This is a genomic window from Mycobacterium sp. (assembly GCF_019247615.1).
Classification (GTDB): domain Bacteria; phylum Actinomycetota; class Actinomycetes; order Mycobacteriales; family Mycobacteriaceae; genus Mycobacterium.
The window spans coordinates 1-13,214 of sequence record NZ_JAFBAT010000282.1; the positions used below are offsets into that span (position 1 = coordinate 1).

The following is a 13,214-nucleotide window of genomic DNA, read 5'->3' on the forward strand; positions in this document are numbered from 1 at the left end:
CCTGCCGTCGGGCGCGGTGATCGACGACGGCACCCCGAAATACGAGCGGAACCACATGCTGGCGCCGTCGAGCAGCAGTAGTGGTCGGGGCATGGCGGCTATGGTCTCACGCCGCCGAACGTCGACTTGTTGTCGCCCATGTCGCAACTTGACCACCACAACTCGACGGTCGGCGAACCGGGTTAGCCTCGTTCGCATGCATTCTCACCGATTCGACGCGGCAGTGTATGCGCGTCGGCTTGCCGCGGCGGCCGCGGCTGCGGCGGACGCCGGCCTCGCCGGCCTGGTGATCACGCCCGGCTACGACCTGCGATACCTCCTGGGCTCCCGAGCCCAGACCTTCGAGCGGCTCACAGCGCTGGTATTGCCGGCCTCGGGTGACCCGACGGTCGTGGTGCCGCGCCTGGAGCTGGCCTCGCTCAAGGACTCGGCCATCGGGGAACTCGGCCTGGCGGTGCGGGATTGGGTCGACGGCGAAGACCCGTACCGGTTGGTCGGGGGTGCCTTGGGCGGCGGCCCGGCCGCGACCGCCGTCACGGATTCCATGCCCGCGCTGCACCTGTTGCCACTCGCGGGGCAGCTTGGCGTGCTGCCGACGCTTGCCACCGACGTGCTGCGCAACCTGCGGATGGTCAAGGAGGAATGCGAGATCGACGCACTGCGAAAGGCCGGTGCGGCCATCGACAGGGTGCATGCCCGGGTGCCCGAGTTCCTGCGCCCGGGCCGAACCGAGGCCAACGTTGCCGCCGATATCGCCGAAGCGATTGTCGCCGAAGGGCATTCGGAAGTTGCGTTCGTCATCGTTGGTTCGGGCCCGCACGCCGCCGACCCCCATCACAGTCACTCGGATCGAGAGCTACGAGTCGGCGACATAGTCGTCGTCGACGTCGGCGGCGCATACGAGCCCGGCTACCACTCCGATTCGACGCGAACGTACAGCATTGGTGAGCCGGAAACCGATGTAGCGCAACGGTATTCGGTGCTGCAACGAGCCCAGCGGGCGGCCTTGGACGCGGTGCGCCCGGGTGTCACGGCCCAGCAGGTCGACGCGGCGGCCCGTGACGTGCTCGCCGCGGCCGGGCTTGCGGAGTTTTTCGTGCACCGCACGGGGCACGGTATCGGGTTGTCCGTCCACGAGGAGCCGTACATCGTCGCCGGCAATGAGTTGCCGTTGACCGCGGGCATGGCGTTTTCGATCGAACCCGGCATCTATTTCCCCGGTCGGTGGGGCGCTCGCATCGAGGACATCGTCATCGTGACCGAGGACGGCGGAATGGCCGTCAACAACCGTCCGCACGAACTGATCACGGTGCCCCTGTCCTGACGAACGTGTCACCGCCGCCGCGTAGGTTGGGCGAGGTGTCACTCCTGGATCTCACGCTGCTTCCGATTCGCATAGCAACGCATATCGCCGATGCGGTGCTGCGCCCGAGCGCGCCGGCATCGGCGCCCGCGCCGCCGGCCGAACTCATCGTGGTCGACGGGATGCCCGAGGGTGTGCCACCGGCGGCGCGGCGTCCCGAGCCCGCGCTGCCGGCGCCGTCGAAATGGCCGTTCGGCGAGCACTTTCCGCGCACCTGCGGCACAGCTCGTCTGGCCGGTGGCGCCCTGTTCTGGACCGACTTCCTGTACGACGACCACGGCGCGACGGGCATTCCGATCGGCGACCTGAAAATCCAGGCGCCCCCGCGCGGCACCTACGTCTACCCCGACGGCCCCGCCGCCGGCAACGGCGCTGACGTATTCCGCGTCGCCATCGGGCTCACCGAGACCCACACGTGCTGGCGCATCGACTGGAACACGCTGCTGCACGCGTCGGTGCCCATCGGGTTGTTCGCCTTCGACACCGACCCCGCGCGCACGGCGGCCGACAAGTGGCCCGCCGGGGCCGGCGTGCGCTCGCGCGGAATCGACACGGCCTTGCTGATTTCCGGCCGAGAGGCCGCATTGATCGACCTGACCACAGGGGTTGCGACGCCGGTCGAGCACAGCGTTGATATGGCGTCGCGGTCGTTTGTGGCGCAGGTACCGCGGTCGCTGGTGGAACCGACCCGAAGCTGGACTGTGCGGCTTGTCGCGGGATTGGCCAACACCACGGGTGACGGGTTCGCCGACGTGCCCGCCGATCACGGCGCACTGCCCGGGCAGCCCAACGTTTACAACGTCGCCTTTCGCACCAGCGAGCAGGAGGCGCCGCACCTGAACTTCTGGTCCGACGCGGCCCAGGCCGCGGCGCTGAGCCGCGGTGACGTGTCCGAGTTCGCGGTGACCGTGCCCTGGGCCGCGCTCGCCGCCCGCGAAACCACCCCCGAACCGGTGATCACCGGGCCGTCGACCCGGTGGTACGTGTCTTCGATCGAGCTGGGGCAGGGCCTGGAACAGGGTTGGGCCTCCTACGACATTCTGAGCACTAAAGCGCAGTTCCTCGGCCGGGTGCAGCCGTATTCGATCTGCCTGCCGTCCACGTATGCGCCCGGTCAAACGTTGCCGCTCACTTTGCTGTTGCACTCGCTGTCCCTCGGGCAGAGTCAGTTCGCCGCGATCGATCCGAACCTCCTGCACGAAGTGTGCGAAGGTCGCGGCTCGGTGGTGGTCACGCCGTTGGCCCGTGGTCCGTCGACTTGGTATTTCGACACGGGCGAACTCGATGTCTGGGAAGTGTGGGCGCGGGTGGCCGAACAGCTCGGCACTGACCCGAATCGCACGGTGATTTCGGGTTATTCGATGGGTGGGTATGCGGCCTACAAGCTGGGACTGAGCTATCCGCAGGTGTTTTCACAGGCGGTGGTCCTCGCCGGACCGCCGGCGTGCGGCGTGCGGCTGCTGCCCGACGTCGATATTCCGGCCGACCTCGACCCTGGTTCGCCGTGTGCCCGAGAAGGCGATACCTGGAAGCTGGTGGTGAACGCCCGCTGGCTGCCGTATGTCATCGCCCACGGGCTGGTAGACGAGCTGGTCCCCTTCGCATCGGTTGCTGAGCAGGTGCTCGAATTCGACCGGCTCGGCTACCGGCACCGGTTCACCGTGTATCCGCTCGAGGATCACATCGCCTGGGTGCTCCAGGACAAGTTCGAGGATCCGATCGCCCACACGGGAGCCGGTCTGCGCCAAGCCGATCCGGGACACATCACGTTCGCGTGGTATCCGCAATTGGTGCGCCCTGACCTGGGCATCGGGCCGCATCAGGTGTGGTGGCTGTCGGAGCTGACCGCAGATCCCGCGGTGGCGGCGCGGCGCGGCGCTGTGGCCGAGGTCGACGCGCGGTCGTATGCGCGGCCGGACCCGACACACACCGTCCGGCATCATCGCGGCGTCGTCCCCAACTTCCGCCCGACCCCCGGGCTATACAGCGAGCTGGACTGGGAGGTGGGGCCGCCCGTCGGCCCGCTGCCGTATCTGACGCTGCGCCTCGCCGGCGTCGCCGGTATCGCGGTCGACGTGGCGCGCGCCGGTCTGGCCGCGCTGCCGTCGTCGACGATCACGGTGGCCACCGATGTGGCCGCCCGAATCACGCTGGGCGGGCTGCCCGCCGGTGTGCTGGTCCAGCTGGATGGGCAGCCGGTGGGCTCGACCGTGGAGGTGCCGGCCGGGCGCCACCGCATCGGGTTGCGTCGCGGTGACCAAGTTGCGGGCCCGGTCACCTGCGGGCGCGGATGACCGTCCCGGGGACACGCTGGTTGAGGTCGGCATCAGCCGCCGCGCAGGTCGCTAGGCATCGCTAAGCATGCTAGAACGCGGCTCCGACTCAGCGTACGATCTCCGAAAATGGCTGTTTGCAGTTGGGTTCATCCGGTTCGCCCATACATAGATGCTCGCGTGGAATCCTGAAGTATTGTCCCGAGCAGCCCAAGGCCTGAGTCGCCTCGGGGTGTCGATCAGTGATGGAAACGCAGTCGCCGACGCACCCACGACCGCCATTCCAGCTGTCGGCGCCGACGAAGTATCAGCGGCCGTCGCCTCAGTTCTGAATGAACACGGCCAGACGTACCAGTCGCTCGCCGCCCGAGCCGAGGCGTTCCATAGCCGGTTCGTCGCGACCCTCGCGTCATCGGTGTCGTATTACCAAACCACCGAAGCGGATAACGCGAACTCGCTGCGGGGCGGCATAACCGTTGCCGAGCAACCCTATTCGACGACGGTGAAGACCAGTTCAGTAACACCAATCCCCAGCACCGCAGACCCGATCACGCTGGTGGTGAGCGGCACGGGGTACACCACCGTCTCGTCCGCGACGCTCAACAAGATCGGCAGGGTCTACTTTCCCGGCACGCCCAGCCCATACGCCCTGTACACCCCGGAAGAGTTCTGGCCGTTCACCCCGCGATTGGGGAGTTTGACGCTGGACCAGTCCGCCGCCGTGGGCACCCAAAACCTCAACAGCGCAATCCTGACCCAAGTCGGCCTAGGGCACACGGTCAACGTCTGGGGCACGTCGCAGGGCTCGCTCGTCACCACCGACGAGATCCGATGGCTGATGGCCGACGGATCACCCGGCACCGGCCAGGTCAAATTCATCTTGACCGGCGATCCGGGCAACCCCGACGGCGGGGTGTTCGCACGGTTCACCGGCCCAACCATTCCCGGCCTCGGCGTGCGGTTCAACGGCGCAACGCCACCTGATTCCCCCTACCAGACCGCGATCTACACCAACCAGTACGACGGCGTCGCTGACTTTCCCCGCTACCCGCTGAACGTCGTCGCCGACGCCAATGCTATAGCCGGATTCGACCTGGGCCGGCATGACTACGTGGACTATTCGCTCGAGACGCACGCTGCACAGCCACTGCCGACATCGCCTGGCTACACCGGGAAAACGACCTACTACATCATCCTGAATCAGAACTTGCCGCTGCTGAACCGTTACGACCTCCCGCAGCCATACGGCGCCGCGATAGCCGACTTGATTCAGCCGGATTTGCGCGTGCTCATCGATATGGGATACGGCTCAGGCGAGTACGCCAACATTCCCACCCGCGCGTCGTTGCTTGAGTTTCCCAATTGGCCCGTCATCGGCGCCGACCTACTGCGCGGCGTGGTCCAAGGCTCCGAGGGCGCGCTGGTGGACCTCCATCTGCTGCCTGGCTCCTACTACCCCATGGGTCGCTACCCGTTCAGTCCCGTACTCGATCCGGGACTGAACTACCCGCTACCCCAAACCGGACTGTTCGGCTGACCCAGTACCGCTGCGGGAATGGTCTGGCATTCTGCGGCGGTGGGGGACGCCTTCCAAACGCAGCGGCTCACAGTTGCGATCACGGGTTAGCTGCAGCATCGGTGCGACCGGCGCCGAGCTTGCTGACCCGGCTGTGCGACCTGGGTGATTAGCGACGCGCGGCCTCCTGGGCGAGAATCTGGCGCGTGGTTCCCTTGGCCGTTGATCCACAGGCGTTGTTCGCCGCGGGCAGCGCCGTGGTGGCCGCCGGGGATGGTCTGGCTGCGAATCTGAGCGTCTTGACGGCTGGTTTTGCGGTCAACACCGGCCATGACATGGCCGGTGAGGTCTTCGGACTGGCATACCAGGATGCGGCGGGGTCGTTGCTCAAAGCAGCGACCGCCGCCATCAACGCATGCCGGCACTGCGGAGCGCTGATACAGCAAGGCGCATGCAACTATTCGAGGGCCGAAGCGGCCTCGACCTTGGGAGGCGGGGCCGGTGTGCTGGAGGCGCCAGCCGAGCCGGTGAAGCTCCCCGCCCCGGGTCCTCCGGGGACGCTTGGTGCCGGACAGCCCCCACCGCTGCTCTGGGAAGTGGTGGAGTCGTTCGTCGACGGTACGTGGCCCGACGGCGACGCGGCGGGAATGCACACGGCCGCGGGACGTTGGCGCGGCTTCGCTGCTGCGGCCAGCGGAATGCGGGGTGCGCTCAGCGCGTCCAAGGCGCTCTTCGATGGCCAGCAGATCCCCGAAGGCGGGAAGATCGATGAGGCCTTGTCACAGATCGGCGATTGCATCGCGAACATCGGCGAGCAGTGCGGGAAGCTGGCGAGCAGCCTGGACGGATTCGCCGATGAGGTGAGCCAGTCCCAGAATTCGATCCGGGACCTGGTTCACCGGCTGGGATCGCTGGCCAACCCGGTGCACGATGTGATCTTGGTTTTCGAAGGCGACGCGATCGATGAGATCAAGAAGATTGCCAACGACGTCAATGGGGTGCTGCACACCTTGGGGCGCGAAGCCCGGGCCCGCGAACAAGGGCTGAAAATGGCGATGCAGTTGGGTGACGGGCTGGTTGTCAAATTCGAGAAATTCATGCGCGGCCAGCTGACGAAGTTCTTAGGCAACGATGTTGGCAACGCGGTGTCGATGCATCTCGATTTTTTGGTCAACTTGGACGAGGGTCTGCTCAAGGGTGCCGTGGGCACGGCGCAAGGCATCGTTGATCTGGACCCTGGTTGGTTCCTCATCGATCCCAAGGGTGCATCGGCTTTGTGGACCGGCATGATGAAGACCGGTCTGCTCTATCACTTCATCAATCCGCAGGGGGCCTTGGAAGCCGACAAGCAGATGCTCAAAGGCTTGCTGCACCTGGATGATTGGAGTACGGCCCGGCCCGGGTTGGGGTTGGGGGAGAACATCTTCGACATCGGGACGCTGTTTATTCCAGGGGCTGGGGAAGCCGGTGCGGCCGCCGATGGCGCAGGGGCCGCTGCACGTGGCGCCGAGGCTGCCGCGGATGCGTCCGCCCAGGCGGAGCGTGCCGGCGGTATAGCGGCCGACGGGGTCGCGGCTGTCGCCGGCGTCCGCGTCGGATTGGGTGATATCGCCAAGACCGGCGGTGATCTGACCAAGAACCTCGAAAGCATTAGCGCGGATGTGCCCAAGATCGATCCCGCGGCGGGCGGCACGCCGGTCGCATTGCCCGGCGGCAAGCCAATGGATCCACCGGTGGAGTCGGCGCCGCGCCCACCGGACACGGCGGCGGGTGCACCCCACGGGCCAGCGATAGGGCCCGAACCGAGGCCCTGCGAGTCGGCAGGGGACAGCCGGGGTGCGCCAGCAGGCGGGCCGATGCACGATCCGGCACCGGCACCGACGTCGTTGCCGGCCGGTAGAACGCACGAGCCGGTGTCGGTACCGGGCGGGGCGCCGCTTACTTCTGCGCCGGCGCGGATGGGGGAGCGCGTGATGTCGACTCCTCAGCAACTCGGTGAGCATACGTCGGCGGGGGTGCCGGTATCGCCTGGCGCAGCTCCGGCGGCGCAACCTCCAGCTGTGGCCGCGCACTCACCGCAGCCCGCTCCGTCCGTTACGTCGGGGGTGCCGCATTCAGTTCCTACGGGGGGTCGTCCTACGGAACTGCCAACGCCGGGTCGCGGCTGGCATGGGAATGGTGACGGTAGCCCGCCGCGAGAACGGCCGGATGCTTCATCCCATGACGGCGACGGCGCCCGTGGCCCCGGTAATGGATCTCCCGGCGAGCCCAAAAACAAACCCATGCACGATGGGAACGGTCAGGCGGGGCTCGGCCATGGCGATATCCCAGGCGGGAGCGAGCGGCGAGGTCCCGTGCATTCCGACGACCCCTCCGGTGCGGGATGGCATCGGTTGGGCGATGAGCCGGTCGATCCGGATTACGGGAAACCACTCGATGATCACTGGGATTACCCCTACGACCCCACAGATATGAGCCACGTCAGCCAGGAGGTGAGGGACCTGATGAAAGATCCAGAAGCGCCATTCGGACGCGACCCACACGGTCATGCGTATTCTCCGACCGAATACGCCCAGCGTTTCAACAAATTGGGTCCGGATGGTGAGCATTGGTACAATTTCCCGGGCAATTCTGGCGCAGGACCCCTCACACGTGTAGCGTATTCGGAATTACAGGCGTTTATTCGAGATTACGGCGCCCGTCTGGATCGCATCGGAGACGACGAAGGTACGTATCTGGCGGTGATGGAGAACGGGGAACCCGCATCTTGGGAAGAGCGGGCATTGCACGTCAATTCGCTGCGCGACCCCTATAATGCTTATACCATTAGTGATCTGCCCGAAAAATGGAGCATTGAAGTGTCAGAGGTCGCGCCCGGGCTTGGGCAACGCGGTGGATCGCTCCAGGTACGCATCTTTGATACGCGGGGTGCCGTCCGCAAGGTAGACGACCTAATTGGATGGATTTTAACTCAATGACAATCAACGTGGATCTCTCGACCGATCTTCAGGCCTGGATTCGGCTGGCCGGAATGGATCTTAATCAAGGATCAGAAACCGCTGATGGGCGCACAGTTATTTGGAACAAAGGCGGGGAGGTACGTTACTTTATCGGCATTCTTGATGGCTATTGCGTCATGACATCATCTGACCGGATGGGTGCAGAGATGTTTCACTTCGCTACGCTGACTATGAAGCTCCTAGAGAAGCACCTCTACGGTTATTTTGGAGGATCGGTTCGAAAGCATCACGGCTTCAGACGGGTGAAAAAACCGTTTGCACGCGATGAATTAGAGGAGGGCTACACTCTCACTGAAGTCACTTTCGCGGGGCGTGAGCAAGACGCCCTGATGGATCGTGCGGGCTCGATGGTCGCAATCGGAAGTGACGACAGACTGGTCGAATTTTCGCACTACATAGATGTGTCCGTCGATGCCATAAAGGGTTCGTTCCTCGCTCCCGACGGAAAGCCATTATTTACCCTTCTGGCGCCCGGATAAGAAGAGTAATGACGAAATTTATGACACATGCTCGCTACTCGGCTCGGTCCAGCAGACCCGACGACCCCAGCACCCGCTCGACATGCACCTCAATGACCACTCGCCGCGGATTCGGCCGCGGGGTTCGGTAGCGCTGCGCATAGCGCAACTCTGCGTCACGCACGGCATCGGCATCGCTGTTTACCTTGGACCGGCCCTCCAGCGACAGCCAGCGCGCGCCGTCCACCTGGCTCAGGACGGCCACCCCGGCGCGGTCGGCGTTGACCGCCTTCTGAGAGCCGCCGGTGGTGATGACCCGTGCGATATGCGTCTTGGGATCGAAGGTGAATCCCACCGCCACCACATGGGGTGAATTGTCGGCCCGCAGCGTCGTCAGCATCGCCAGATGACGTTCGGACAGGAATGCCAACGCGTCGTCGGTGAGCCGAGTAGTGGTATTCGCCATCAATGCCCACGCTAGCGCAGGTGATAATCGCAGCCGTGGACGACACGGGCACGGGTCCGGTACTGATCTTGGGCGGGCGCAGTGAGATCGGCCTCGAACTGGCGAGGCGCCTTGCCCCCGGGGCGACGGTGGTGCTGGCGGCACGCAGAGCCGATCAGCTCGACGACCAAGTTGCGGCGCTCAAAGCCGCCGGCGCCACGGCGGTGCACACCAAGGAATTCGACGCGGACGACCTGGGTTCGCACGGCGCGCTGATCGACGAGATCGTTTCCGATCACGGGTCCATCCGCGTCGCGGTACTGGCCTTCGGCATCCTCGGCGACCAGGCCCGCGCCGAGACCGACGCCGCGCACGCGATCGCCATCGTGCACACCGACTACGTCGCGCAGGTCAGCATGCTCACCCACCTGGCTACCGCCATGCGCGCGGCCGGTCGCGGCTCGCTGGTGGTGTTCTCCTCGGTCGCCGGGGTTCGGGTGCGCCGCGCCAACTACGTTTACGGCTCGGCCAAGGCCGGCCTCGACGGCTTCGCCAGCGGGCTGGCCGACGCCCTGCACGGCACCGGCGTCAAGCTCCTGATCGCGCGACCGGGCTTCGTCGTCGGACGCATGACCCAGGGCATGACGCCCGCGCCGCTGTCCAGCACCCCGCAGCAGGTGGCCGCGGCCACCGCGCGTGCGCTGGCCAAGGGTCGGCGGACCGTCTGGATTCCGTCGACGCTGCGGCCCGTGTTCTTCGCGATGCGGCTGCTACCGCAATCCGTCTGGCGCAGGATGCCGCGATGATCCGCGCCGGCGACGATGCAGAGCGCAGCGATGCGGTGGGGGCACCACCCGCTTGCGGGGGAGAGCGGCGCACATGATCGTCGTTGTCGGTATTGGCGCCGACGGCATGGCGGGGCTTGCCGAGACGTCGCGCTCGGAATTGCGAAGGGCAACAGTGATTTACGGGTCGAAGCGTCAACTTGACCTGCTCGACCGGTCGGTGGCCGCGCCGCGCCGGGAGTGGCCGTCACCGATGCTGCCCGCGCTGCAAACGTTGCTCGACTGCCACAGCGACGATATCCACGTGGTCGCCAGCGGCGACCCGCTCATGCACGGCATCGGCGGCACACTGATCCGGTTGCACGGTCCCGCGAACGTCAAAGTCCTTCCGCACGTGTCCTCGGTGACGCTGGCCTGCGCTCGCATGGGCTGGAACGTCCAGGACACCGAAGTGATTAGCCTGGTCACCGCGCAGCCGCACACGGCGGTGCGCCGCGGCGGGCGGGCGATCGTGCTGTCGAAGGACAGAGCCACGCCCTATGCGCTGGCGGCAGTCCTCAGCGCGCACGGGCGCGGCGACTCCGAGTTCACCGTGCTCGAAAGGCTCGGCGGCTCAACCGAATGCCGCCGCGACGCCACCGCGCGCCAATGGGCCGACGACGCGCCGCACGACGTCGACAACCTGAACCTGATCGCCGTCCGCTATCTGCCCGACGATCGGATATCACCGTTGCCCGACGACGCGTTCGTCCACGACGGACAGATCACCAAGCGCGGAATCCGGTCGGTGACCCTGGCGGCACTGGCCCCGCGGCCGGGGGAGCGGCTATGGGATGTCGGCGCGGGCGCGGGCAGCATCAGCGTGGAGTGGTGCCTGAGTTGGCGTGGTTGCAGCGCGGTGGCTTTCGAACGCGACGAGGCGCGTCGGGTCAACATCGTATTCAACGCCGAGACCTTCGGCGTCAGCATCGACGTCCACGGCGAGGCTCCGGCCGCGTTCGACGGCCCACCAGCGCCGGCGGCGATCTTCATCGGCGGGGGCCTGACTCAACCTGGCCTGCTGGACGCGTGCCTCGACAACCTGCCCTCGGGTGGACGGTTGGTCGTCAATGCCGTCACCGCGGAATCAGAAGCCCTTATCGCACAAGCATATTCACGACTCGGTGGCCAACTCCGACGCTTCCAACACTACAGGGGAGAACCGCTCGGCGGCTTTACCGGTTGGCGCCCGCAGATGCCGGTCACCCAATGGGCGGTGACAAGGTGACGGTGTACTTCATCGGCGCGGGCCCCGGCGCCGCGGACCTGATTACAATCCGCGGGCAACGGCTGCTCGAAAAATGCGTAATCTGCCTCTATGCGGGCTCGATCATGCCCGACGACCTGCTGGAGCTGTGCCGCCCCGACGCGAAAATCATTGACACCGGCCCCTTAACGCTGGATCAGATCATCGCCGAACTGACCGACGCGGATGCCGCCGGCCACGATGTGGCGAGGCTGCACTCCGGTGACCCGTCGTTATACAGCGCGCTGGCCGAACAGTGCCGTCGACTTGACGCGCTCGGTGTGGACTACGAGATCATCCCCGGAGTGCCGGCTTTCGCCGCGGCCGCCGCCGCCCTCAAGCGGGAACTCACCATTCCGGGTGTGGCGCAGACGGTGACCCTGACCCGAATAGCCACGCTGTCGACGCCGATGCCGCCGGGTGAAGATTTGGCCAGCCTCGCCCGATCGGGCGCCACCATGGTTCTGCACCTGGCCGCCGCGCAAATCGACGCCATCGTCCCCCAGCTGACGGAGGGCGGCTACCGCCCCGAAACACCTGCTGCAGTGGTCGCTTTCGCAAGCTGGCCGCAGCAGACGGTGCTGCGCGGCACGCTCGGGGACATCGCCGCACAGATGCGCAAAGCCGATATCACCAAAACCGCGGTGATCGTCGTCGGCGATGTGCTCGCCGCGGAGGGCTTCACCGACAGTTACCTATACTCGGCGGCGCGCCGGGCTCGTGGCTTCCACTGATGCGGGTGCTGCTGCTCGGAGGCACCGCCGAGGCGCGCGCGCTGGCGAAAGCCCTTTTCCCGCAAGTCGAAATCATCAGCTCCCTGGCGGGCCGGGTGCCGGCCCCGGCGCTGCCGGTCGGCGCGGTCCGCATCGGCGGGTTCGGCGGTGTCGATGGGTTACGTCGCTGGCTGGTGGAGGAACACATAGACGCGGTCGTCGACGCCACCCACCCGTTCGCCACGACCATGACGGCGCACGCCGCCGAGGCGTGCGCCGACTTGCGAATGCCCCATTTGGTATTGGTCCGCCCGGCATGGCAACCGGGCAACGCCCTTGTGGTCGCTTCCGACACCCATGCGGCGGACGCCATTGCGCGCCAGGGCTATTCGCGCGTCTTTCTCACTACCGGGCGCTCGAGCGTGCGCGCCTTTGCCGACATCGACGCGTGGTTCTTGATTCGCGCCGTCACCGCACCGGATGATGCCGCGCTGCCGCGCCGCCACCGGCTGCTGCTTTCGCGCGGCCCCTACCGCTACGACGACGAACTGGCGCTGTTGCGTGAGCACCGCATCGACGCCCTGGTCACCAAGAACAGCGGGGGCGGCATGACGCGGGCGAAGCTGGATGCCGCTGCTGCGCTGGCGATTCCGGTGGTGATGGTCCGGCGACCGCGACTACCCGTCGGGCTTACCAGCGTCACCACCGTCGAAGATGCGGCCGAATGGGTTGCTGGACTGCGCTAACCGGTCAGGTCGTCGCGCTCCAATCCGGCCAGCAGCGCATCGCGGGCGCGGGCGACGCGGGACCGGATGGTGCCCACGGGGCAGCCGCACACCGCCGCGGCGTCGGCGTAGGGCAGCCCGAGAAGCTGAGTGAGCAAGAGGGCCTCGCGTTGCTCGGTGGTGAGGCCGGCGATCATGGTAGTCACCTCGACCAGATCTTCGAATCCCCGGGAGTTGCGGTCTCCGCCCTCGATTTGGTCGGGGTCGGCGCCGACGGCGGTGCGGGGCCGCGACTGTGCGTGGCGGATGTGATCGGCGACGACGCGTCGCGCGATGGCCAGCAGCCACGTGCGGGCGCTGGAGCGACCGGAGAATCGCTCGATGGCGCCGATCGCGCGCAGGTAGGTTTCCTGCGTTAGGTCGTCGGCGGTGCCCGCGTCCGACAGGTAGGTGACGAACCGCCAGACGTCGTGCTGGGTGGCTTTGATGAACCCCTCGAGTGCGCGAGCATTCCCGCGTGCGGCTGCCAAGGCTAATGCGGTGACGGCCTCGTCGTCGGGTGACGCGGTCATGACCAACCACCTTAGTTGCGCCGGTCCGGTTAATCTACGACGGGTCGTCGTAGACGAAG

Annotated in this window: 11 protein-coding genes; 9 read left to right on the top strand and 2 right to left on the bottom strand. The window is 66.3% G+C overall.

The window, feature by feature from the left end:
- Positions 1-196 precede the first annotated feature (196 nt).
- The 5 genes from JO059_RS19500 (at position 197) to JO059_RS19520 (ending at position 8,651) form a co-directional block, all read left to right on the top strand.
- Positions 197-1,324 carry a Xaa-Pro peptidase family protein gene (locus tag JO059_RS19500; protein WP_293321705.1) on the top strand — a complete coding sequence of 376 codons (1,128 nt, stop codon included), beginning with the start codon at positions 197-199 and terminating at the stop codon, positions 1,322-1,324.
- A gap of 35 nt (positions 1,325-1,359) precedes the next feature.
- On the top strand, positions 1,360-3,657 hold the full coding sequence (locus JO059_RS19505) for an alpha/beta hydrolase-fold protein (RefSeq protein ID WP_293321707.1): 2,298 nt from the start codon (positions 1,360-1,362) through the stop codon (positions 3,655-3,657).
- A 151-nt stretch (positions 3,658-3,808) separates the two neighbouring features.
- Entirely contained in the window at positions 3,809-5,173 is a 1,365-nt protein-coding gene (locus tag JO059_RS19510; RefSeq protein WP_293321709.1) for a PE-PPE domain-containing protein, read from the top strand.
- Between the two features lie 185 nt (positions 5,174-5,358).
- Positions 5,359-8,130 (top strand): glycohydrolase toxin TNT-related protein, encoded by a 2,772-nt coding sequence (locus JO059_RS19515; RefSeq protein WP_293321711.1) that lies wholly within the window; start codon positions 5,359-5,361, stop codon positions 8,128-8,130.
- A complete protein-coding gene (locus JO059_RS19520) occupies positions 8,127-8,651 on the top strand; it encodes a TNT antitoxin family protein (RefSeq protein ID WP_293321713.1) in 525 nt (174 codons plus the stop codon). Before JO059_RS19515 ends, JO059_RS19520 begins: the two co-directional genes overlap by 4 nt.
- 34 nt (positions 8,652-8,685) lie before the next feature.
- Here JO059_RS19520 and JO059_RS19525 read toward each other — a convergent pair whose 3' ends face one another.
- On the bottom strand, positions 8,686-9,096 hold the full coding sequence (locus JO059_RS19525; RefSeq protein ID WP_293321715.1) for a F420-dependent biliverdin reductase: 411 nt from the start codon (positions 9,094-9,096) through the stop codon (positions 8,686-8,688).
- A 35-nt stretch (positions 9,097-9,131) separates the two neighbouring features.
- On the opposite strand from JO059_RS19525, the gene JO059_RS19530 reads away from it, so the two are divergent.
- The 4 genes from JO059_RS19530 to JO059_RS19545 all read left to right on the top strand — a co-directional run bounded on the left by JO059_RS19530 (position 9,132) and on the right by JO059_RS19545 (position 12,604).
- A complete protein-coding gene (locus tag JO059_RS19530) occupies positions 9,132-9,881 on the top strand; it encodes an SDR family NAD(P)-dependent oxidoreductase (protein WP_293321717.1) in 750 nt (249 codons plus the stop codon).
- A gap of 73 nt (positions 9,882-9,954) precedes the next feature.
- Positions 9,955-11,127, top strand: coding sequence for a precorrin-6y C5,15-methyltransferase (decarboxylating) subunit CbiE (gene cbiE / locus JO059_RS19535; RefSeq protein WP_293321719.1), 1,173 nt, complete (start codon positions 9,955-9,957; stop codon positions 11,125-11,127).
- On the top strand, positions 11,124-11,879 hold the full coding sequence (gene cobM, locus JO059_RS19540; protein WP_293321725.1) for a precorrin-4 C(11)-methyltransferase: 756 nt from the start codon (positions 11,124-11,126) through the stop codon (positions 11,877-11,879). The genes cbiE and cobM overlap by 4 nt, the downstream gene beginning before the upstream one ends.
- Positions 11,879-12,604: a cobalt-precorrin-6A reductase gene (locus JO059_RS19545; RefSeq protein ID WP_293321721.1), complete on the top strand. Its 726-nt coding sequence runs from the start codon at positions 11,879-11,881 to the stop codon at positions 12,602-12,604. Before cobM ends, JO059_RS19545 begins: the two co-directional genes overlap by 1 nt.
- On the opposite strand, the gene sigC is transcribed toward JO059_RS19545, so the two are convergent.
- Positions 12,601-13,155: an RNA polymerase sigma factor SigC gene (gene sigC, locus JO059_RS19550; RefSeq protein ID WP_293321723.1), complete on the bottom strand. Its 555-nt coding sequence runs from the start codon at positions 13,153-13,155 to the stop codon at positions 12,601-12,603. The genes JO059_RS19545 and sigC overlap by 4 nt on opposite strands.
- Between the last annotated feature and the right edge of the window lie 59 nt (positions 13,156-13,214).

Excerpts from the sequence above, each read along its gene's own strand:
- JO059_RS19500 (WP_293321705.1), top strand. The coding sequence starts at position 197 with ATGCATTCTCACCGATTCGACGCGGCAGTGTATGCGCGTCGGCTTGCC.
- JO059_RS19510 (WP_293321709.1), top strand. The coding sequence starts at position 3,809 with ATGCTCGCGTGGAATCCTGAAGTATTGTCCCGAGCAGCCCAAGGCCTG.
- JO059_RS19520 (WP_293321713.1), top strand. The coding sequence starts at position 8,127 with ATGACAATCAACGTGGATCTCTCGACCGATCTTCAGGCCTGGATTCGG.
- JO059_RS19525 (WP_293321715.1), bottom strand. The coding sequence starts at position 9,096 with ATGGCGAATACCACTACTCGGCTCACCGACGACGCGTTGGCATTCCTG.
- cbiE (WP_293321719.1), top strand. The coding sequence starts at position 9,955 with ATGATCGTCGTTGTCGGTATTGGCGCCGACGGCATGGCGGGGCTTGCC.
- JO059_RS19545 (WP_293321721.1), top strand. The coding sequence starts at position 11,879 with ATGCGGGTGCTGCTGCTCGGAGGCACCGCCGAGGCGCGCGCGCTGGCG.
- sigC (WP_293321723.1), bottom strand. The coding sequence starts at position 13,155 with ATGACCGCGTCACCCGACGACGAGGCCGTCACCGCATTAGCCTTGGCA.